The sequence below is a fragment of the Arthrobacter sp. 92 genome (assembly GCF_050260325.1).
Taxonomy (GTDB): domain Bacteria; phylum Actinomycetota; class Actinomycetes; order Actinomycetales; family Micrococcaceae; genus Arthrobacter.
This window is the reverse complement of the sequence record NZ_CP189863.1, coordinates 312477-333566: the sequence shown is the minus strand read 5'-3', so window position 1 is coordinate 333566 and position 21090 is coordinate 312477. Positions and strand designations below refer to the sequence as shown.

Sequence of the window (21090 nt, the reverse complement as noted above, 5' to 3'; positions counted from 1 at the left end):
AAGCTTAGCCGTGCTGGCCGTCGGCACCGACGTCCGTGACGCCGCCCCCGAACACATCCTGCTCCGCCACGCCCTGGGGATGGGGCGGCAGGCTGTCCAGCGGCTCCTCCAGCCTGGCTTCCGTGGCTTCCTCCTGGGCCTCGCGCTCGGCCTTCTCGTGGCGGGACTCAACCGGTCCGGCGGACTGGACCGGACGGGTCTCCTTGGAGAGCCACACTTCACGGAAATCGCGCTTTCGGATATCGGTGAAGATGTACGCGATTTCGGCCTGGTTCAGGGTCTCCCGTTCGAGCAGCTCAAGGGCAAGGGAGTCCAGAATGTCGCGGTTCTCAGTAAGGATGGAGTAGGCCTCGTCATGCGCCTGGTCGATCAGGCGGCGCACTTCCTCGTCCACAATGTAGGCGATCTGGTCCGAGTAATTACGCTCATGCCCGGCGTCCCGGCCCAGGAAGGGCTCGCCGCCGCCCTGGCCCAGGCGGACGGCACCCACGCGCTCACTCATGCCGAACTCCGTGACCATCTTGCGGGCGGTTGCAGTGGCCTTTTCGATGTCGTTGGACGCGCCGGTGGAGGGGTCGTGGAAGACGATTTCCTCGGCCACACGGCCACCCATGGCGTAGGCCATCTGGTCCAGGAGCTCATTGCGGGTGATGGAGTACTTGTCGTTTTCCGGAACCACCATGGTGTATCCGAGGGCACGGCCGCGGGGCAGGATGGTGATTTTGGTGACGGGCGCGGAGTTCCGGAGGGCAGCCGCAACGAGTGCGTGGCCGCCTTCGTGGTACGCAGTGATCTTGCGCTCGTGTTCCTTCATCACGCGGCTGCGCTTCTGGGGGCCGGCCATCACACGGTCGATGGCCTCGTCCAGGGCGCGGTCGTCAATCAGGTTCGCGTTGGAACGTGCGGTCAGCAGGGCCGCCTCGTTGAGTACGTTGGCCAGGTCGGCACCGGTGTACCCGGGGGTCTTTTTGGCCACAGCCTTCAAGTCCACTCCCGGAGCCATGGGCTTGCCCTTGGCGTGGACGTGCAGGATCTGGTCGCGGCCAACGAGGTCCGGCGCCTCAACGGAGATCTGGCGGTCGAAACGCCCCGGGCGCAGCAGCGCCGGGTCGAGGACGTCCGGACGGTTGGTGGCCGCGATAAGAATGACGTTGGTCTTGACGTCGAAGCCGTCCATTTCAACCAGGAGCTGGTTGAGGGTCTGCTCGCGCTCATCGTTGCCGCCGCCGATCCCGGCACCACGGTGACGGCCCACGGCGTCGATCTCGTCAACGAAGATAATGGCCGGCGAGCTGGCCTTGGCCTGCTCGAACAGGTCCCGGACGCGGGAGGCGCCCACACCGACGAACATCTCAACGAAGTCCGAACCCGAGATGGAGAAGAACGGGACGCCTGCCTCGCCTGCGACCGCCCGGGCCAGCAGGGTTTTACCGGTGCCTGGAGGGCCGTACAGCAGCACACCCTTGGGGATCTTGGCGCCGACGGCCTGGAACTTCGCCGGTTCCTGGAGGAATTCCTTGATCTCCTGGAGCTCTTCCACCGCTTCATCGGCGCCGGCAACATCGCCGAACGTCACCTGCGGCATGTCCTTGTTCACCAGCTTGGCCTTGGACTTTCCGAACTGCATGATCTTGGAGCCGCCGCCCTGCATCCGGGAGAGCAGGAACCAGAAGAGGACGCCGAGCAGCAGCACGGGCACCAGCAGGGAGAACAGCCCGGAGAACCAGTTGTTTTCAATTGGCTGGTCGGTGAAGCCCTTGGATGGCTTGGCATCGGTCACGGCCTTCACCACGTCCGCCGCGCGGGCGTTGACGAAGAAGAACTGGACATTCTTGCCCTTGTCCTGTCCGTCGATAACCAGGTTGTCCTTGAGCACCAGATCGACGCGGTTCTCGGCGTCGAAAATCTTGGCCTGCTCCACCTTGCCGCTCTGGGCGAGAAGTTCAAGACCCGGCTGGGTGTCAATCCGGGTTGCACCACCGGGAGCGAGGGTGGCAAAGGCCAGCAGGAGCATGCCGATGACAACGACGATCCAGATGCCCGGGCCTTTCAAGAAATTCTTAGCTTTCATCTGATCGGGGGCTGACCCCGTCCCTCCTGGTAGTGCTGCACGGCGAAGGATCTGCGCACGTGTGGTGCTGCTTTAGTTTCTAGCTATACACCGTTCGGATTAGATCACGCACAGTGAACTGCAAAAGTTCCCTGTAGGCGTAGCGCTTCGGTGCAACGCCGCAAGAAGCAGTTATTCGTACACGTGCGGGGCGAGGGTGCCCACGAAGTCCAGGTTGCGGTACTTTTCGGCGTAGTCCAGCCCGTAGCCGACAACGAATTCGTTCGGGATGTCGTACCCGACGTACTTGACGTCAATCTGGACCTTGAGTGCTGTGGGCTTGCGGAAGGCGGTGCAGATTTCCACCGAGGCCGTGCCGCGGGACTCCAGGTTGGTCTTGAGCCAGGACAGCGTGAGCCCCGAGTCGATGATGTCCTCGACAATCAGGACGTCCTTGCCCATCAGGTCGGTGTCCAGGTCCTTGAGTATGCGGACCACGCCGGAGGACTGCGTGCCGGAACCGTAGGAGGAAACGGCCATCCAGTCCATGGAGACGTGGCTGTGAAGTGCCCGGGCCAGGTCCGCCATGACCATCACCGCACCCTTCAGGACGCCAACGATCAGGAGTTCGCGCCCTTCATAGTCCTTGTCGATCTGGGCAGCGAGTTCGGTGATCCGCTGCTGAATCTGATCCTTGGTGTAGAGAACGTGCTTGAGGTCTGCCTGGACGTCGTTTGAATCCACCAATGGCTCCTGTGTAGATGCGGGTGCGACTATTCTTGGGGCGGTTTTTGAGGCCGGAATACTAGCTTCCCACAGCGGGCCGCCTCGCGGGGAACCCCGTCGGCACCATCGTGCGGCAGCCCTTGACGATTCTGTTGGTCCTCGGCAAGCAGCTGGGCCAGCGACAACCGGTAGACGCTGACGCCCCCGGGCAGCTCAACAGGACCCGCCGAGCCCTGCCGGCGCAGCAGCGCCTCCGCGGCCAGCAGGCGCTGGTAGCTGGGCTGTTGGCCCCCGACGTCGGCGGCCGCCTTGGCGATAACCCGGAACCTGATGGCGGGGGCAAGCTCGCCCAGTGCCGCTTCGGGGAGGCTTATTTCGGCGCCCGAACGCTCCGCGAGCCGTTCAAACGTGCTGTTCGCCACGTCCTCCAGGTAATCGGCGTCGTGCTGCAGGATGGATGCGGTCCTGGCCAGCGATTCGGCGACGCCGGGGCCCAGCTTTTCCTCGAGCACCGGCAGGACCTCGACACGGGTCCGGGATCGGGCAAAGGCAGGGTCCGCATTGCTGGGATCATGCCAGGGCTCCAATCCCTCGACTGCGCAGATCTCCAAGGTGTCATCGCGCCGCAAACCGAGGAAGGGGCGCAGCAGCTTCCCCCTTACCGGTCGCATCCCCGCCAGCGAACGCGTTCCGGAGCCGCGGGCGAGCCCCAGCAACACCTGTTCGGCCTGGTCATCGAGCGTGTGGCCGAGGAGGATCACATCCGCGCCCGTCTCGGCGGCGACTGCCTCCAGCGCTGCGTGCCGGGCATCCCGAGCAGCCGCCTCCGGGCCCAGCCCGGAGGAAGCAACATCCACGGTCCGCACGTGAACCGGGGAGAGCCCCAGCTCCTGGAGGACTGCCGCCGTCTTGGCCGCCACGTCAGCCGAGGCCGGCTGGAGCTGGTGGTCCACCACCACGGCGCCAACCGACACGGGGCGGCCGTTCACGTGGCCGCGGCGCCCGAAGTAGGACGCCACTGCCGCCAGCGCCAGGGAATCAGGGCCGCCGCTGCAGGCCACGAGCACCCGTTTAGGGTAGCCAGCCTGCGCCAGCGCGTCCTGCAGCATCCTGCGAGCCTTGCCGACCACCGGCGCCAAGCGGCCAGGTTGGCGGCGGCCGGTTGCGGGTTGGGACAACTAGAGGCCCATCCGCTCAAGCCACAGCTTCGCATCGTGGATCTCCGGCTCCGTGGGCAGGTTGTCGGCCGACTCCCAGACCCTGTTGAAGCCTTCCATCCCGGCAACATCCACCACGGCGCGGACGAACTTGGCACCGTCGGTGTACTGGCGCATTTTGGCGTCCAGGCCCAGCAGGCTGCGGATGAATTTTTCTATGACGCCGCGATCCTTGCCGCGGGCGTTGAACCGCTGCCGGATGGTCTTGACCGAGGGAACGATGCTGGCGTCCACGGCGTCCATCACCACGTTCGCGTGACCCTCCAGCAGGCTCATCACGGCGGTCAGGTGCGAGAGTGAGGCCTTTTCCTCGGGGTCCTGCAGCAGTTCCAGGATGGCGCCCCGCCGCGGGGTCGCGCCACTGGCGCTGCGGTCCCTCAGGGACTTGGCGGCAGCGGAGGCTCGCTCCATCAGGGAGTCCACGTTGCCCAGCAGGTGGCCGCTGAGGTTGTCGATTTCGGTGAGCATGTGGTGCCGCAGCCACGGGGCCGCGGCGAACTGCACCCGGTGGGTCTGTTCGTGAAGGCAGACCCACAGCCGGAAATCCTCAGGGGTGACGTTGAGTTCGCGCTCCACAGCCACAATGTTCGGCGCCACCAGCAGGAGCCGTCCGGCAGCCGGGGCCGTGGAGTCCTCGGCAAGTGCAGAGAAGGGGTCGTACTGGCCCAGGACCTTGCTGGAGAGGAATGCGAGCACGGCTCCGAGCTGGCTGCCTGTGACGGCGCCGCTGACACTCGCGGCCCCGGGGCTCATTGCACCCCGCCGGCTCTCCATCATCTTTTCCATGGCCGGCTTCAGCATCACGGCGAAGCTTTGGGTGTTCGCTTTGGCCCAGGAGGCGCGGTCCACCACCAGGACTGAGGAATCGCGAAGATCACGGGCGGCTTCGAGTCCCGTGATGTCGTGCACATGAGGCACCGAGAGGTCCGCCATCAGACGCAGGTTTTCGACGGCGCTGCCGATTTCGCCGGAACGCAGTGAAGGCCCTGCAGGGGCGAGCCGGGCAGCCGTCGATGCGGCCAGCTCCCAGTTGATCAGTGCCTGGGCCTGTACGGATGACTCGCCTGCAGATGACTCCATAGCGTCCATCACACCACAGCACGCCTGCTTTGCACCTTAAGTTCGCTGTCCGGCGAACGGCCTCATAGCCCATAGCCTGCGCACAGCCTGGCGACAGCGGAACGCAAATGTCACAGTCCACCCTTGAGTCAGAAACCCACGCCGAAGGAGAGCCCCCATGATTGTCTACCGCCCCATAGCTCCGTTGACCGAGGGTACCGGCAACGGCTGGCGTTCAGTCCTCGCCGCAGTGGTGATGACGGCACTTTTCGGCACCGCCGAGTTGCAGTCCCCGGCCCCTGCTTCCGCGTCAGCGGGCGTCGAGGACTCCCCGAGGACCGCCGCAGGACGGATTCGCCGCTAGCGGCAACCGCAGGATGCGAGAATCGACGCCGAGCGGTCCAGCGCGGTCTTGTTTCCCGCCGCGCCCGGCGTCAATCCGTTGCCGACGAAGGAGAACACCAGGAGCCGGCCCTCGGCGTCCACAACGTAGCCGCTGAGGGCAAGCGCCGAGTTCAGCGTCCCGGTTTTCGCGCGCACCAGGCCTGCCCCGCGGGACGTGGAGGCGTCAGTGTAGCGGTCGCCCAACGTGCCGGTGAGTCCGGCAATAGGGAAGCCGCCGATGGCGGCCCGCAGCTTAGGCTCGTTGCCCGATGTGATGGCGCGGACCATCGCCGCAAGCTGTTTGGCGGATGCTTGGTCGGCCAGCGACAGCCCGGACACATCAGCCAGATGCAGGCCGTCCGTGGGGATTCCGAGCTCCGTCACCTGCTGGAGGACGGTGGCGGTGGCGCCGTCGTTGCTGCCTGGCCGGCCAGCCGTTATCGCCGCCATCCGGCCCATCACCTCGGCCAGGTAGTTGTCTGAAGTCTGCAGCAGAAGGTCCACCTGCTGGCGGACGGTGGCGGACTGGACCTCGGCGAGCATAGCCCCCCGAACCATGGCCGCTGGGCTGGTTGCCGTGGAACTCGCTGACGGGCGTGCGCCGCCGTCGTCGGCATTCGGAGTGGTGACCGTACCGTCGGCAGTACCGGCTTTGACCCGAACGACGCCGGGGGCGACGGACAGCCCGGCGGCTGCTCCTGCCGCCGTGAGCTGGGCGGAGAACGCCTCGGCGGCGCTCATGGCTGCGTCCTGCGGACGGGGGCCGCTGGTCACGGCTGGATCAAACCGGGCCGAGTTCAGCGCCAGCGGGAACAACGGCGCCGTTTCGCCCGCGGCCACGTCCTCAGGATTCCAGGCCGGGCTGAGGGACGGCCCGGTAAACAGGGAGTCGTCGAGCTGCACCGTCAGGGGGCCTTTTATTCCGGCATCCTGCAGTGCACGGACCGTGCGCTGCGCGAGGGTGGCTAGGCCGGCGTGGCCCAGTACGGCGTCATTGGACGACTCGCCGGTTCCCAACAGGACGTCCCCTCCGCCCACCAGGACGACGGTACCGGGCGCTGCTCCGGCGACCACCCGGGTGTTGAAGCGCCGCTCAGGGCCGATCGCTCGAAGGGCCGCCGCGGCGGTGAAGAGCTTCAGGTTGGACGCCGGTATCCTGCCGTCCGCTCCCCCGCGGTCAAACAACACCTGGCCGGTGGCGGCGTCCTGCACCACGCCGGTGAAGGTTCCCCCGCCGTCGGTCTTCAATGTGGCCTCAACCTGGGCGGCGAGGTTGTCCGGAAACGGAACAGGCGCTGAGTTGCTGAGGGGTGCGATTCCGCCAGGAAGAGAAAGTTCGCGCGGGACCTGCTGCCAAGGCGGCACAGATGAATCTGGCGTAGCGGTTGCCGGTCCGCGGCCGGTGAAGGCGGGAGCCATGACCATGGCCGCCGGGACCGCGAGGGCCAGGATCAGCAGGGTCAGCAGCACCATGGGCAGGCTGCGCACGACTCCCGTGAAGGCTGCGCGGGCCGGTCCCTTGGCGTTGATCCATGGGCGCCGTCCTGCGCGGCTCATCCTGCGTTTCATGCTGCTCTTGGTCCTTTAGTGCTGAAATGTCCCCACTAGTTCATGAAACCTGGGCCGATCCCTATATCCTCAATAGTAGTCGGCGGCACTGACACTATTGGTGGAAAGTCAAGAGTGCCGCGAACACCCTGAAGTCGAGGAGCATTCCATGAAGCATGACGTGACAATCGAGATCCCCAAGGGATCACGCGTCAAGTACGAAGTCGACCACGAGACCGGCCGCGTCCGCCTGGACCGCGTCCTCTTCACGTCAATGCAGTACCCCACCCACTACGGGTTCTTTGAGAACACGCTGGGCGAGGACGGCGACCCGCTGGACGCCCTGGTCCTCCTGCAGGATTTCGACCTGCACCCCGGTGTCATTGTGGAAGCGCGCCCCATCGGTGTCTTCAACATGACGGACGACGGCGGCGGCGACGCGAAGGTCCTCTGCGTCCCCACGGACGCACGCTTCGACCACATCAAAGAGGTCAGCGACGTCAGCGAATACCTGATCAAGGAAATCGAGCACTTCTTCACCCGCTACAAGGACCTGGAGCCGGGGAAGTGGGTCCGTGCCGAAGGCTGGGGCGACCGCGCCGCGGCCGAGGCCGAGCTCGAAGCTTCCATCAAGCGTTACGTTCCGTCGGGTCACTGATCCCCGCAACACACCATTCACGCGCAAGCGCGAACGTACACTTGAGGCCCTGGAATCCGCGGATTTCGGGGCCTCAAGTGTACGTTCGCGCCCGGCGTGGGGCTCATAATGGTGAGATGGACGCCGAGCCTACCGGGACAGGGCATTGAGAACCCTCGGCGTGGACCTTGCCGCGGCCACGAAGAAAACCGCAGCCGCCATCGTCGAATGGACCGATGGCGCCGCACGCCTGGTGCACTTGTCGCTTAATGTCAGCGATGACGCCATAGTGGAGCTGTTTGGCAGCACCGCGATGACAGGGATTGACTGTCCCGTGGGCTGGCCCGACGCCTTGCTTCCGTTCATTGCCGGACACCTGAACTTCGAAGCGAAGTCGGTCCTGGAGCACGACGGGATCGAAGGCCGCCGGCTCCTCGCCTACCGCGACACCGACCGCTTCGTCACCCGGGAAACGGGCCTGATCCCGCTCAGCGTCTCGGCCGACCGACTGGCCCACCCCGCCATGCGGTGCGCCGTGATCCAGGCCAAGATTGCCCGCACTCACGGAGTTCAGGCCAGGGACGGATCCGGGCAGCTGGCTGAGGTCTACCCGGCCGCATCATTGAAATTATGGGGAATGTCCGCCCGTGGCTACAAAGGCAACGGCACCACCGAAGCCACGCAACGGGCCTCGATACTCGAACGCCTGACCCGAAGCGCCCCCTGGCTGGACCTGGGCGGATACCAGTTGGATCTTGCGGCCTCCGACGACATGTTTGACTCCCTCGTCGCCGCGCTCACGGCCCGCGCTGTCAAAGTGGGCACCACACTGCGGCCCGATAACGATCACGCCGCCCGGGCCGCGAGCGAAGGCTGGATCCATCTGCCCAATGGACGCCTCGAAGACCTGGCCCGGGGCTAAAACCGGGGTCCCCCACGTTATTCCTGGCTGTGCTGCCCGCTGAGCGACCAGTCGCGGATCTCCGCCGGGTCCTCGCCGTGGACGCGCGTGTGGTTCCGGGCCCTGATCCGGGCATCCTGCAGCGACTGGCGGAGCAGCGAGTGGCGCTCTGCCAAGCCAGGGACCCGGTCGATCGCATCGATGGCCAATTGGAAGCGGTCGATTCCATTGAGCATCGCCATGTCGAACGGGGTGGTGGTAGTGCCCTCCTCCTTGTAGCCCCGGACGTGGAGTCCCTCTTGATTGGTCCGCCGGTACGCGAGCCGGTGGATCAGCGACGGATAGCCGTGGTAGGCGAAGATGATGGGCTTGTCCGCAGTAAAAATACCGTCGAAATCTCGCGCAGACAGGCCGTGAGGATGCTCGTTCGCATCCTGGAGCCGCATAAGATCCACAACGTTGACCACCCGGATCTTCAGCCCGGGAGCGCCCTCTTTGAGCAGCTCCGCCGCGGCCACGGTTTCCACCGTGGGCACATCCCCGGCACAGGCAAGGACCACATCGGGCTCCTCACCCGGGACCTCGGACCCCGCGAACTCCCAGATTCCCAGCCCCCGCTGGCAATGGTGAGCCGCGTCGGCCGGTCCGAGCCAGGTGGGAGAGGGCTGCTTGCCGCTAACCACAATGTTCACGTAGTCCCGGGAGGCAAGGCAGTGCTCCATAACGGACAGGAGCGTGTTGGCGTCCGGCGGCAGGTACACCCGGATGACCTCGGCCTTCTTGTTCACCGCATGGTCAATAAAGCCTGGATCCTGGTGCGAGAACCCGTTGTGGTCCTGCTGCCACACGTGTGAGGACAGCAGGTAGTTCAGCGATGCCACGGGCTGGCGCCAGGGAAGTTCGCGGTGAACCTTGAGCCACTTGGCGTGCTGATTGAACATGGAGTCCACGATGTGGATGAAGGCCTCGTAGCAGTTGAACACGCCGTGCCGGCCGGTGAGCAGGTACCCTTCCAGCCAGCCTTGACACAGGTGTTCGCTGAGCACTTCCATCACACGGCCTGCGCGCGCAAGGTGCTCGTCGACGTCGTCGATCCGGTACTGCCATACCTTGTCTGTGACTTCATAGACGTTCTGGAGCCGGTTCGAGGCCGTTTCATCGGGCCCGAAGAGCCGGAAGGTCTCCGGGTTGAGTCCGATGAGGTCCCGCAGCCAGGAGCCCAGCGTGACCATGGCGCTGACCCGCTCCACGCCCGGCCGGGCGACTTGAACGGCATAGTTGTTGTATTCGGGAAGCTTGAGGTCACGGAGGAGGACGCCGCCGTTGGCATGCGGGGTGGCGCTCATGCGCAGGTCCCCCGACGGCGCGTTCGCGGCGACGGCGGTCCTCAGACGGCCCTGTTCGTCGAACAGCTCAGCAGGCCGGTAGGATTCCAGCCATTCCTCCAGCTGCGTGAGGTGCCCCGGGTTCGTGCGCACTTCGGAGAGTGGAACCTGGTGGCTCCGCCACGTCCCTTCCACCTGTTGTCCGTCCACTGTGCGCGGCCCGGTCCATCCCTTGGGCGAACGCAGGACGATCATGGGCCACTGCGCGGCACCGCGGTCTCCAGCGGCTGCTCCCCCTCCTGCACCACGGCGCTCGGCCTGGATGGCCCGGATCTCGGCCAGGCACTCGTCCAGGACTTCAGAAAAGTCACGGTGCGCGTCCGCGACCCGGTCCGGATCCTCGACAGTGACGAAATGCGGCTTGTGGCCATAGCCCCGAAGCAGCTGCTCCAGCTGGGCCTCGGGCATGCGGGCCAGGATCGTGGGATTGGCGATCTTGTAACCGTTCAGGTGCAGGATGGGGAGCACTGCGCCGTCCGCCGCGGGGTCCAGGAAGTTGTGTGAGTGCCAGCTCGCGGCCAGCGGCCCGGTTTCCGCCTCCCCGTCACCAACCACGACGGCGGTGATCAGCTTTGGATTATCAAAGACCGATCCATACGCGTGTGCCAACGAATAACCCAGTTCGCCGCCCTCGTTGATGGACCCGGGGGTTTCCGGCGCCGCGTGGCTGGGGATGCCGCCGGGATACGAGAACTGCCGGAAGAGCTCGGCCATCCCGGCCTCATCGTCGCCCACATTGCTGTAGATCTCGGAATACGTTCCCTCCAGCCAGGCGTTGGCCACCACGGCCGGTCCGCCATGACCCGGCCCCGCGACAAAGAGCATTTCCTGCCGGTCCCGGCGGATGACCCTGTTCAGATGGGCGTAGACGAAGTTGAGGCCTGGAGTCGTACCCCAGTGGCCCAAAAGCCTGGCTTTGGTGTGGTCCGCAGCCAGCGGTTCCCGCAGCAGGGGGTTGGAACGGAGGTAGATCTGCCCCACCGACAGGTAGTTGGCCGCCCTCCACCAGCGATCCACAAGCTCCAGGGCCGCCAAGGGCTCCTCGTCCGGCGCCGGAGCTGTTGGCGCCGGAGCTGTTGTGGTGCCGCCCGCCATGCTTGGGTCCATCCTTGTTGTGTCATCGCCTAAGTCTTTGGTCACTGCGGTCCTCCACTTGGGTCAATGCCGCCATCGGCAGCTTCCTCCCCATCGCAACATCTCTGCGCGTGCGAGACAACCCCGCCACGGGCGAACTTGGCCGGTGAACGTGGAAGCCAGCTTGTCCCCGGAACGCCACCCGGTAGTGTGTGACCCAGAAATGTTCACGCTGACCATCAACCAAACTGACAGCCGGCGCGACGGCGACCGGGTGCCGCAGCTACTCAAGGACCTGCGGCATATACCGGCGCGCCTTGATTTCGACCGCTCAGTCGAAGATGAGGTCCAAGGAATTGTCGACTGTCCGCACCAGGCTGTGGAGGCGGCCCTGATCGCTCTGCGCTGTGGCAGCTGGTTCGTGGGCATTGGAGTGGGGCCCGTGAATGAGCCGCTGCCGAACCAGATCAAGGACGCCACGGGGCACGGCTTGATCTACGCCCGCCGGGCGGTGGACCGGGCCCGGAACAGCAGAGAACGCATTCCCGTGGCGGTCGATGGGCCGTTCGCTCAACTGGCTGCCGAATCAGAGGCCGTGCTGAGGCTGCTGGGCCACATTGTGCATGGCCGCAGCGCGGCGGAGTGGCGTGTCCTGGACTTGTTGACCCCGGGCGTACGCGGCCAGCAGAAAGCCGTGGCTGAAGAACTGGGCATCACCACCCAAGCAGTCAGCAAGGCCGTGGCCCGCGCCCAGTGGAACGAGGAGCATTCCGCCCGTCCCGCAGCGGCCCGGCTCCTGCAGCTGATCCTCGAGGTCCGTTAGGCCACAGCGCGGCCCCGGATCCGGCTACGGCTGCGGCTGCGGCTGCGACGACAACCAGCCAAGCGTTAAAGCAGCCGGCGGTGGAGCAGCCCGGCGTTACCCGGCGTTAGAGGAGGCTGCGGAGAACGTGCGCCGCGCCGTCGTCGTGCACCGACAGGGTGACCTCGTCCGCCGCGGCGATCACTTCCTCGGGCGCCTGGCCCATCGCAACACCCCGGCGCGCCCACGTCAGCATCTCGATATCGTTGCGGCCGTCACCGATCGCCACAGTCAGGTGCGACTCGATGCTCAGATGCCCGCGGAGGTGCTCCAAGGCGCTGGCCTTGGTGACGCCTTCCGCGGCAATGTCCAGCCAGGCAGTCCAGCCCACAGAGTAGGTGACGCCGGCCAAACCGATGTGCTTGATGGCCTCGTTGAAGTCCTCCGGGGTGTTGTCCGCACTGAAAACCACCACGCGCACGGCCGTGGCCTCAAGCATGGTCTGGAAGTCCACGCCGATCGCCTCCACGCCGAAGCTCGCGTCCTGGAAGCGTTCGGTGGACAGGAAGTTGCCGTCCTCGTCCTCCAGCGCGTACTTCGCCATGGGCAGGCGCTTACGAAGGGCCCGCAGTGCGGGGCCGGGATCAAACGTGGCTTTACGGATGATTTCGTAGCCATCGGGGTGGGCCGGATCCAGCCGGAGCGTCACGCCGCCGTTGCAGCACACCGCATAACCGGTGTCGATCCCGATGTGCTCGATGATGGGCAGCGTGGCGTTGAGGGAGCGGCCGGTGGCGATCATGACTTCGTGGCCCGCGGCTACCACGGCCTGCGCGGCCTCCCGGACGGTAACCGACATGTGACCATCGTGGTTCACCAACGTACCGTCAACGTCCAGGGCCACCATCATCTTCGGGCTCGCGGCGAGCTCGGCAGCTTTGGTGCGCACCTTTCCCGCAAGGCCCGTGTTGCTTTCCAAGGCTTGGTGGTCGCTGCGCTGGTCCCGGTATTCGTTGCGCTGTTCAGGATTTTCGTTGCGCTGGTCGTCGTTGCCAGCGACTGAGGTTTCAGTCAAAGTAGTCATTTATCTAGTAGAGCAGACACCCCGGACACCGGCTAGGACGCACGCCACAGCCGAGAGTGAACAGCTGGCCAATATCCACAGTTTTTCCTCACTGTGAGTGTTTACCCGCATGTAGCCTCCGGGGGGATTCCTGGGCTTATCCGCCAATCCTGCCTGTTACGCTTCGGAAACGCCGACTAGCCCAAGTTTTGGGGGCAGTTCGGAAACGCCGACTAGCCCAAGTTTCGGGGGCGGAGTCCGGCCGCCAGCAGCTTGCGCTTCAGATGGTCAGGATTGTCCACATCGGCCCAGGTCCACCGAACGAACCCACCTCCCAAGGCACGGAGCCGGTCTTCGCGCAGTTTCTCCCGGTAGACGGCCTCCTCCGCCGTGATGCCCCCACGCAGCGCGGCGTCCACGTACTTGCCTTTCCCGTCGAACTCTCCCACAACCCGCTCTTTCCGCCACCAAAAATCGCTCCGGCCAATGAAGCCATCCCGATCGCTAAACACGTGCTGAAGTGCCGGTTGCTCGAATCCCAGAAATTCAAAGGCTGCACGGCTGTAGGACTCACCCACGGACTCAGCCAGCGGGCTGGCAAGCGTGGCCACCAGCTCCGCACGACGACGCGCGGCAGCGAAAGGGCGGTCCGCTATGCCGGCTGCAATCCCCGGCACGGACAGGAGGTTGGCACCCGCAGCCAGCAAACCATCGCCACGGAGTTTTCGAGCCACCCCATCGGCCAGCACCAACGCGTGACTCAGGCGACCGGATACCATCACGTCCACTGTGGTCTGCATGAGTCCCGTGCAACGGAACTCGCCATGCAGCACCGGCTCCACTGCGGTTTTGAGGCAGTACTTCAGAGGGTACGATCGCTTCTTCCGCACCTCCTGGGCAGCATTGCCCTCTCCCAAAACCAGAAGCGGGGACCGCCTCGTCCCGCTGCGGCCGGGCAGGGTTGTTGCGAGCTCGATGCAGGCGGGGGTACCGAGCGTGGGCAAGCCGCTGGCCAACGCGGCTGTCTCCCCGCACAACACCGCACCCTTGACCGATCTGGCAACCGCCGCCGTCGACCATGCGAACCGCTGTGACGGGTGGGCGCGCAACCACTCAGCCGTCTGCACGTAGAACCCGCGGCGGATCCGCACCAGCTTTCCCGCCCTGAACTCGCGGTGAATAAAATCGACGCCTTCCCGCGTTCGCAGAATGGCCGCCGAGTCGATCAGTCCGGGCGGGATTTCCATGTCAACAGAATGCAGGGCCGGCGCCCCACCGTCACCGGGCACCGGGGGTTATGTGGACACGGCGGGCTGTGGAGGACGAGTGGCGACGTCCGTGGCCAAGGAGGCCCTTGGGCCTTGGGCGTAGGGAATCCTAGGCACGTCCGTGTTTCAGAGGGCTGAAGGAACGGAGACGCGGACAAGCCCGGGAATGACGAACCGACAGAACCCACGACGAACCTATGGAACCCCGGGAACGGCGAACCTACGGAACCCACGCCGGAACCTAGAGGACGGGGAACACTTCCATGCCGCCGAGATACTTCCGCAGCGCGGCCGGGACGTTCACCGAGCCATCCGGGTTCTGATGGTGCTCCAGGATGGCCACGATCCAGCGGGTGGTGGCTAGCGTTCCGTTGAGCGTGGCCACGGCGCGGGTGCCCTTGGGCGCACCGTCCTCGCTCAGGATCCGTTCGCGGATGTTGAGGCGCCGGGCCTGGAAGGTGGTGCAGTTGGACGTGGAGGTGAGCTCGCGGTAGGCGCCCTGCGTCGGGACCCAGGCCTCGCAGTCGAACTTGCGGGCCGCGGAATTGCCGAGGTCGCCGGCCGCCGTGTCAATCACACGGTACGGCAGTTCGCACTTGGCCAGCATCTCCTCTTCCCAGGCCAGGAGGCGGGCGTGCTCGGCTGCGGCCTCCTCAACCGTGGTGTAAATGAACATCTCCACCTTGTTGAACTGGTGGACCCGGATGATGCCGCGGGTGTCCTTGCCGTGTGAGCCTGCCTCGCGGCGGTAGCAGGAGCTCTGGCCGGCGTAGCGGATGGGACCGGCCGAGAGGTCCAGGATCTCGTCGGCGTGGTAACCGGCAAGGGCCACTTCCGAGGTGCCCACAAGGTAAAGGTCGTCTTCAGCCAGGCGGTAGATTTCGGCGTCGTGCTTCACATCGAAGCCGGTGCCCTGCATGGTCTCCGGGCGTACCAGCGTGGGGGTGATCATGGGGACAAAACCGGCCTCGATGGCCTGGTCCATGGCCATCTGGAGCAGTGCCATCTCCAGGCGCGCGCCCACGCCACGCAAGAAGTAGAAGCGGGAACCCGACACCTTGGCGCCGCGCTCCATGTCGATCGCACCGATCAGCTCACCGATCTCCAAGTGGTCCCGGGGTTCAAAGTCGGGAAATTCGCGCGGCGTGCCCACCGTCTTGAGCACAACGTAGTCATCCTCGCCGCCCTCAGGCACGCCTTCCTCGATCAGGTTCGGGATGGCGCGCAGGAGCTCCTCCTGCTTTGCCTGCGCGACGTCGGCCTCGGCGGAAGCGGCCTTGACCGACCCTGCCAGGACCCTGACCTCGGCAAGGAGGGCTTGCTTCTCCCCACCCTTGGCCTGGGCCACCTTCTTACCGAACGCGTTCTGGTCGGCGCGGAGGTTCTCGAACCGTATTAGTGCCGCGCGCCGGGCAGCGTCCGCGGCGATGATCGCGTCCACCACGGACTCGTCGGCGCCGCGGGCGCGTTGGCTGGCACGGAACTTGTCCGGATTTTCGCTGAGGTCTTTTACGTCGATCACCAGACAAGAGTATCGAATCCGGCCGCGCCTCAAGCGGTGGCAACGACAGAGCCCGGGCGGGATAGTGTTGGAGCACCATGAACGACTGGCTGCTCTACCTCATCATCGCCGCGGCCCTTGCATTCGCGGTCTCCAGTTGGTGGGGCGTGCGCAGGCTCAGGGTCCTGCACACGCGAAGCGCCGTCCGGGAGGACACCTACCACCCGGGCCTTGAGCAGCAAAAGGTTGCCGTGGTGCTGAATCCCATAAAGGCCAAGTCGGCCGAGGCCCGGGCCCTCATTCAAAGGGCCTGTCTCTCCGCGGGTTGGGAAGCCCCCCTGTTTTTTGAGACCACAGCCGAGGATCCCGGCTACGCCCAAGCGGAGGCGGCCCTCGCCAGCGGGGCCGACGTCGTCCTGGTGGGCGGCGGGGACGGCACCGTGCGCGTTGTGGCTGAGAAGCTCGCCCACACAAATGTGCCGATGGGCCTGATCCCGCTGGGCACGGGCAACCTGTTGGCCAGGAACGTTCACCTGGACGTCGCCGATCTGCACGGATGCATCCAGACTGCGCTATTCGGGCATCAGCGCTTCATAGACACAGCCCGCATGGGCATCAGGAACTCCCGTACAGGAGCTGCCTCCGAGCACGCATTCCTGGTGATTGCCGGTATGGGCATGGATGCTGAAGTGGTGGGCGATACCAACGATGGCCTCAAAAGGGCAGTTGGCTGGCTCGCATACACTGAGGCGGGTGCCCGGCACCTGATAGGGCGGCGCAAGAAGGTATCCATTTCCCTGGACGATCAGCCAGAACAGACCCGGAAGATTCGCAGTGTGCTTTTCGCCAACTGCGGCCTGATCCCCGGCGGCATAGATTTCATCCCGCAGGCCATGATCGATGACGGGGTGCTGGACGTAGTGGTGATGAGCCCCCGCAGTGCCATCGGGTGGATCGCAATGTATGGGAAAATCATGTTCAAGCACAAACGGAACCTGCCGGTGATGAGCTACTACCGCTCCGGCAAAATAGTGATTCGCTGTGCGGAACCCGTGGCCACTCAAGTCGACGGCGACCCCTCCGGAGAGGCGACTGAGGTGACTGTGCAGGTTGAGCCAAGATCGCTCCTGGTTCGGGTTATCGAAAGCACGGGGAACGAAACCGCCTGATCGGGCTCCGTCCCGCCGCTTCAGACCGCGCTACTTCTTCCGGCCCGGGCTTCACAGTAAACAACCATGCTCAGGTTCACACGCGTTAGGCGGTGGCCCTCTTTTTTGCCTCGGCCGCTTTCGCCGCGGCACGGGCTTCGGACTGCTCGCGGATCATTGCTTGCTCTTCCTCGAAGCGCAGGCGATCGGCCCGGTCCGCATCGTCACCGTCCCAATCCTGGTTCTCGGCTGTCGGTTTGGGATTGACAATCATTCCCTGGCCGTCGTTGTCGGTGCTGGTTCCTGACATGGTCCTGCTCCCTCCGGTAGAGGATTTCCCCAATGGATCAAGCAAGCATACGCACCATGTTGCGGAGGCGGAAGTACCGGAAGCGGCATTCGTCTAAGCTGTGGGCGAACCCCCATGGGCATGCTCGGGCGCAGCCACTGCCCCGGCAAGGATCTCCCGGACCCATGCATGTGCCGCTTGGAATGCTTCGTCGGAGTTGTACGGCGCCACTTCCGGACTCTGCGCGTCCGCCCGGCCGTAGGAACCCAGGAAACGCGTGGCCGGGCTGATCCGATGCAACCCTGCCAGGGCATCCGCCATCCTGGCGTCCGCGGCGTGGCCGTCCGCGTCGATACTGAAGAAATAGTGGCCGAGGTACTGCCCGGTGGGGCGGGACTCGATCCTGCTGAGGTTCACTCCGCGCGAGGCGAACTGATCGAGGATCTCCATCAGGGCACCCGGGCGGTCTTCCGGCAGCGGCACCACCACGGTGGTCTTGTCGGCTCCAGTACGGTCAGGCAGGACACCCGGCCGGCTGACCAGGACGAAGCGGGTGACGGCCCCAGGGTTGTCGCCGATGTTTTCCGCGAGCACGTTCAACCCGGGCTGCTCGCTTGCCACAATCGGCGCGCAGATGGCCGCCTCGTAATGGACGCCCTCCTCGTCCAGGAGACCCATCGCCGCAGCGGCCGTGGACGAACCCGGAACGTATTCCGCATCCGGCATATTCGCCTCCACCCACAAACGGCACTGGGCCCACGCGTGGCCATGGGTGGACACTCGCCGGATGTCGGATATCCTCACGCCGGGACGGGCCACCAGCACGAAGCTGATGGGCACAAGCGCTTCGCGGATAATCCGCAACTCCTGGCCGGAGGCGATGGCGTCCAGAGTTGCGGTGACGCCGCCTTCCACCGAATTCTCGATGGGCACCATTGCTGCGTCGGCCGAGCCGTCCCGCACCTTGTCCAGGGCTGTATTGACGTTCGAGGAGGGGATGCGGACGGCGTCGGCAGCACCCGGAACCTGCATCAGGGCCGCCTCCGTGAAGGTCCCCTTGGGGCCGAGGAACGTGTACGTGACGGGCGAGGCGGGCATGGGGTTCCTTCAGGTTTGTGCGGAACCGGCGAAAGTCCCGCGCGCATGGGACAAAACGGCGGCGACCCGCAAGGGCCGGAGCTAGGGGTCAGAGCAGGAGAGCGAAACCAGAACGGTTGACCTAGAGAATGACGGGTTTCAGGCCGTTGTCGGATACCAGCGGCAGCCCGGTTTCGAGCCACTGATCCATTCCGCCGGACACATTCAGCGCCGAATAGCCCTGGCCGGTCAGCCACTGTGCGGCGCGGTAGGAGCGCCCCCCGGTACGGCAGATGACATAGAGGTCCTCGTCCGGATCCAACTCGCCCACCCTGCCCGGCAACTGGTCCAAGGGAATGTGCAGAGCACCTTCCGCATGCCCGGCCGCCCACTCGTAGTCCTCCCGAACGTCGAGGAGGGTGGCATCGCCGGGGATATCGGTCACAGTCACGGTTTCGAAGTCGCTCATTGTGGTCCTCTCCAGATATTGAAGGTCTACCTCCAGCGTATCCCCGCCGCCGAGTGCGGCCCGAATGAGGCGGCAGGTTAAGCTTCAGGAGGAGCGCAAAGGAGAATCCCGATGGCAGCAGAACAGCCCACCATTCTGGCAACTTCCGGTGGTTACAAGGCCGGAAGGCGCTCCCGGCTGGAGTTTGATGCCCTGCTGCACCACGCCGTCGAACTGTCCGGCGTCACCGGACGAGCCCCGCGCGTCACCCACATCGGCACTGCCTCCGGCGATCAGAGCTGGTTCAACGCGCTAATGGACCACGCCGCCCGGATCGCGGGATTCGATTTCAGCCATCTGAATTTGTTCACCATGCCCAGCGTGGAGGACCCTGAAACGCACCTCATGGATCAGGATGTGGTGTGGGTTAACGGCGGCTCGGTGATCAACCTCCTGGCGGTGTGGCGCGCGCATGGCCTGGATGCCATTCTGCGGCGGGTGTGGGAAGACGGTGTGGTTCTAGCCGGCGTGTCCGCCGGCTCCATCTGCTGGTTTCAAGGGGGAACCACCGATTCGTTCGGACCCGAGCTCCGGCCAGTGACCAACGCACTGGGATTCCTTCCCTATGCCAACGGTGTCCACTACGATTCCGAGAAACAGCGCCGCCCCCTGGTTCACCGCTTGGTGGCAGCTGGCACCCTGGGCGAAACTCACTGCACCGACGACGGCGTGGGGCTGGTCTACCATGGCACGAACCTTGTTGAGGCGGTCAGCGAAGTCAGGGGCAAGGCCGCCTATATCGTCTCCCGCGCGGCAGGCGAAAGCGGTGAACCGGCGGCTGCCGAGGAACGGCTGGAGACCCGGTTCCTTGGCTGAGATCCACGAGCTGTCCGCCGTCCAACTCCGTGATGCCCTCCGGTCCGGCGGGCTATCCGCACGCGAGGCGGCGGCCCACTACTTGGCTCGGATTGAGGCCCGCAACCCGGCACTAGGGGCGTTCATAACGGTCACCGGAGACCATGCCTTGGCGGACGCACGGAGGGCAGACGCCTTGTTCAGCCGCTCCCCCGCGCAACTTCCGCCCCTCCATGGCATGCCTGTGGCGTTCAAGGACCTGACCGACGTGGCCGGTGTGGTGACCACCCACGGCAGCGCGGCCCTGGAGCACAAGCCGGCTCCGGCGGATGGCGCCCTGGCGGCGTTGTTGAAGGCTGCCGGGGTCATCTCACTGGGCAAGACCCAGGTGCCGGAATTCGGGTTGACGGCATACAGCGAGAACCGGATCGCTCCGCCGTCCCGCAACCCCTATGCCCTTAGCCGGAGTTCCGGCGGCTCCTCGGGCGGCAGCGCTGCCGCGGTGGCGGCGGGACTGGTGCCGTTCGCGCCCGGGTCCGACGGCGGCGGCTCGGTTCGGATTCCGGCGGCGGCCTGTGGCCTGGTGGGTTTGAAACCGGGCCGCGGGCTGGCGCCGGCGGGCGAGAACAGCGGCGATCCCGCCCGGCTGGTGGTGGCCGGTCCGTTGGCCCGCTCGGCCCGAGATGCGGCCCTGATGCTGGACTCCCTGGTGCCGGAGGCGACATTCGGCAACGCCAAGGGCGGGACTGGCGGCGCGGCCGGAGGCGGCGGAGGCGGCGGGACCGGGGGCGCGCCCGGATGCGGCATGGGTCATTACCTCGCCGGCATCGCCCGGGAACCGCGGCCACTGCGAATCGGCATGAGCATGGACAGCCCATGGCAGGCGCTGTTTCCGATCACGCCTGACCCGGAGGCGATCAGCGCCCTGAACGAGGGGATCACCCTTCTGGAGGCGGCTGGCCACAATGTAATGGACGCTTCAGTCCGCTATGACAACCGCTATCCGGCTGCCTTCACCACGGCGTGGACGGCTGGCGTAGGCAGCGCACGAATCGCGCCACAACGCGAAGCGCTCCTGACCCCGCTCACCCGCACGTTCCGGCGCCGGGCGCAGCAACGCAGCGCAGCGAAACTGAACGAGGCCTTGGAATTCCTGCGTCAGTTCGAACGGGACACAATCGCCCAATACAACGCATGGGATCTCATGCTCATGCCGGCGCTGGCCCAAACGCCGCGGCCCGTTGGCTGGTTCACCGGGGCCACTCACGGAGATGGATACTGGCCTGCGGCTGAGTGGGCCGGGGATGCCGACGGCGACTATCGCAAGCAATGCGAATACGCCCCGTGGTCCTCCATGGTGAACGTGTGCGGACTGCCCGCCATCAGCGTGCCGGTGTACTGGACCGGCGGCTCCAGCGGGGCCGGCCTGCCGATGGGAATCCAACTGGTGGGACCGATGGGATCTGAGGCACTTTTGCTTCAAGTCGCACATCAGATCGGGTTCTAGAAGCACAGCTCGTTTGACGCCCCGCCACGGCGCCCTGGCGCCCGGCACTCCGCCGTCCCCTGCCTTCCATTTTGAACCGAGTATAGGGCGATTGCTACTCGTTAATTGCCGGAACCAGTCCAGTAGTAATCACTCACGACCCCGGACCGGC

At 65.4% G+C, this 21090-nt stretch carries 19 protein-coding genes; 7 read left to right on the top strand and 12 right to left on the bottom strand.

Annotation, left to right across the window (positions count from 1 at the left end; all coding sequences use genetic code 11):
- Positions 1 to 4: 4 nt before the first annotated feature.
- The 4 genes from ftsH to ACP4XC_RS01525 form a co-directional block, all read right to left on the bottom strand.
- A complete protein-coding gene (ftsH, locus tag ACP4XC_RS01540) occupies positions 5 to 2071 on the bottom strand; it encodes an ATP-dependent zinc metalloprotease FtsH (protein ID WP_427173135.1) in 2067 nt (688 codons plus the stop codon).
- Positions 2072 to 2242: 171 nt separating this feature from the next.
- Complete coding sequence (gene hpt / locus ACP4XC_RS01535; RefSeq protein ID WP_427173134.1) at positions 2243 to 2794, bottom strand: hypoxanthine phosphoribosyltransferase; 552 nt, start codon at positions 2792 to 2794, stop codon at positions 2243 to 2245.
- A 29-nt stretch (positions 2795 to 2823) separates the two neighbouring features.
- Positions 2824 to 3885: a tRNA lysidine(34) synthetase TilS gene (gene tilS, locus ACP4XC_RS01530; RefSeq protein WP_427173133.1), complete on the bottom strand. Its 1062-nt coding sequence runs from the start codon at positions 3883 to 3885 to the stop codon at positions 2824 to 2826.
- A 69-nt stretch (positions 3886 to 3954) separates the two neighbouring features.
- Positions 3955 to 5073, bottom strand: a complete 1119-nt coding sequence (locus ACP4XC_RS01525; RefSeq protein WP_427173131.1) for a zinc-dependent metalloprotease — start codon at positions 5071 to 5073, stop codon at positions 3955 to 3957.
- Between the two features lie 157 nt (positions 5074 to 5230).
- Here ACP4XC_RS01525 and ACP4XC_RS01520 point away from each other — a divergent pair, with 157 nt between their 5' ends.
- Entirely contained in the window at positions 5231 to 5416 is a 186-nt protein-coding gene (locus ACP4XC_RS01520) for a hypothetical protein (protein WP_427173130.1), read from the top strand.
- On the opposite strand, the gene dacB is transcribed toward ACP4XC_RS01520, so the two are convergent.
- Complete coding sequence (gene dacB / locus ACP4XC_RS01515; RefSeq protein WP_427173129.1) at positions 5413 to 7005, bottom strand: D-alanyl-D-alanine carboxypeptidase/D-alanyl-D-alanine endopeptidase; 1593 nt, start codon at positions 7003 to 7005, stop codon at positions 5413 to 5415. The genes ACP4XC_RS01520 and dacB overlap by 4 nt on opposite strands.
- A 148-nt stretch (positions 7006 to 7153) precedes the next feature.
- Here dacB and ACP4XC_RS01510 point away from each other — a divergent pair, with 148 nt between their 5' ends.
- Both ACP4XC_RS01510 and ACP4XC_RS01505 read left to right on the top strand, forming a co-directional pair.
- Positions 7154 to 7642, top strand: coding sequence for an inorganic diphosphatase (locus ACP4XC_RS01510; protein WP_427173128.1), 489 nt, complete (start codon positions 7154 to 7156; stop codon positions 7640 to 7642).
- A gap of 145 nt (positions 7643 to 7787) precedes the next feature.
- Positions 7788 to 8543, top strand: a complete 756-nt coding sequence (locus tag ACP4XC_RS01505; RefSeq protein WP_427173127.1) for a DUF429 domain-containing protein — start codon at positions 7788 to 7790, stop codon at positions 8541 to 8543.
- A gap of 17 nt (positions 8544 to 8560) precedes the next feature.
- Here the strand turns inward: ACP4XC_RS01505 and ACP4XC_RS01500 are convergent, their stop codons facing one another.
- Positions 8561 to 11002, bottom strand: a complete 2442-nt coding sequence (locus tag ACP4XC_RS01500) for a phosphoketolase family protein (RefSeq protein ID WP_427174977.1) — start codon at positions 11000 to 11002, stop codon at positions 8561 to 8563.
- A gap of 202 nt (positions 11003 to 11204) precedes the next feature.
- Here ACP4XC_RS01500 and ACP4XC_RS01495 point away from each other — a divergent pair, with 202 nt between their 5' ends.
- Positions 11205 to 11804 carry a MarR family transcriptional regulator gene (locus ACP4XC_RS01495; protein WP_427173126.1) on the top strand — a complete coding sequence of 200 codons (600 nt, stop codon included), beginning with the start codon at positions 11205 to 11207 and terminating at the stop codon, positions 11802 to 11804.
- Positions 11805 to 11910: 106 nt separating this feature from the next.
- Here ACP4XC_RS01495 and ACP4XC_RS01490 read toward each other — a convergent pair whose 3' ends face one another.
- The 3 genes from ACP4XC_RS01490 to serS all read right to left on the bottom strand — a co-directional run bounded on the left by ACP4XC_RS01490 (position 11911) and on the right by serS (position 15636).
- Entirely contained in the window at positions 11911 to 12867 is a 957-nt protein-coding gene (locus tag ACP4XC_RS01490; protein ID WP_427173125.1) for an HAD family hydrolase, read from the bottom strand.
- 212 nt (positions 12868 to 13079) lie between these two features.
- A complete protein-coding gene (locus ACP4XC_RS01485) occupies positions 13080 to 14093 on the bottom strand; it encodes a hypothetical protein (RefSeq protein WP_427173124.1) in 1014 nt (337 codons plus the stop codon).
- A gap of 262 nt (positions 14094 to 14355) precedes the next feature.
- Complete coding sequence (serS, locus tag ACP4XC_RS01480; protein ID WP_427173123.1) at positions 14356 to 15636, bottom strand: serine--tRNA ligase; 1281 nt, start codon at positions 15634 to 15636, stop codon at positions 14356 to 14358.
- Between the two features lie 77 nt (positions 15637 to 15713).
- On the opposite strand from serS, the gene ACP4XC_RS01475 reads away from it, so the two are divergent.
- Positions 15714 to 16784, top strand: a complete 1071-nt coding sequence (locus ACP4XC_RS01475; RefSeq protein ID WP_427173122.1) for a diacylglycerol/lipid kinase family protein — start codon at positions 15714 to 15716, stop codon at positions 16782 to 16784.
- Positions 16785 to 16869: 85 nt separating this feature from the next.
- Here ACP4XC_RS01475 and ACP4XC_RS01470 read toward each other — a convergent pair whose 3' ends face one another.
- From ACP4XC_RS01470 to ACP4XC_RS01460, 3 genes are all read right to left on the bottom strand, one after another.
- Positions 16870 to 17073, bottom strand: a complete 204-nt coding sequence (locus tag ACP4XC_RS01470; protein WP_427173121.1) for a hypothetical protein — start codon at positions 17071 to 17073, stop codon at positions 16870 to 16872.
- 93 nt (positions 17074 to 17166) lie between these two features.
- Complete coding sequence (pheA, locus tag ACP4XC_RS01465; RefSeq protein WP_427173120.1) at positions 17167 to 18150, bottom strand: prephenate dehydratase; 984 nt, start codon at positions 18148 to 18150, stop codon at positions 17167 to 17169.
- Between the two features lie 121 nt (positions 18151 to 18271).
- Positions 18272 to 18598: a rhodanese-like domain-containing protein gene (locus tag ACP4XC_RS01460; protein ID WP_427173119.1), complete on the bottom strand. Its 327-nt coding sequence runs from the start codon at positions 18596 to 18598 to the stop codon at positions 18272 to 18274.
- A gap of 111 nt (positions 18599 to 18709) precedes the next feature.
- Here ACP4XC_RS01460 and ACP4XC_RS01455 point away from each other — a divergent pair, with 111 nt between their 5' ends.
- Positions 18710 to 19453 (top strand): Type 1 glutamine amidotransferase-like domain-containing protein, encoded by a 744-nt coding sequence (locus ACP4XC_RS01455; RefSeq protein ID WP_427173118.1) that lies wholly within the window; start codon positions 18710 to 18712, stop codon positions 19451 to 19453.
- Positions 19446 to 20939 (top strand): amidase, encoded by a 1494-nt coding sequence (locus tag ACP4XC_RS01450; RefSeq protein ID WP_427173117.1) that lies wholly within the window; start codon positions 19446 to 19448, stop codon positions 20937 to 20939. The genes ACP4XC_RS01455 and ACP4XC_RS01450 overlap by 8 nt, the downstream gene beginning before the upstream one ends.
- Positions 20940 to 21090 lie beyond the last annotated feature (151 nt).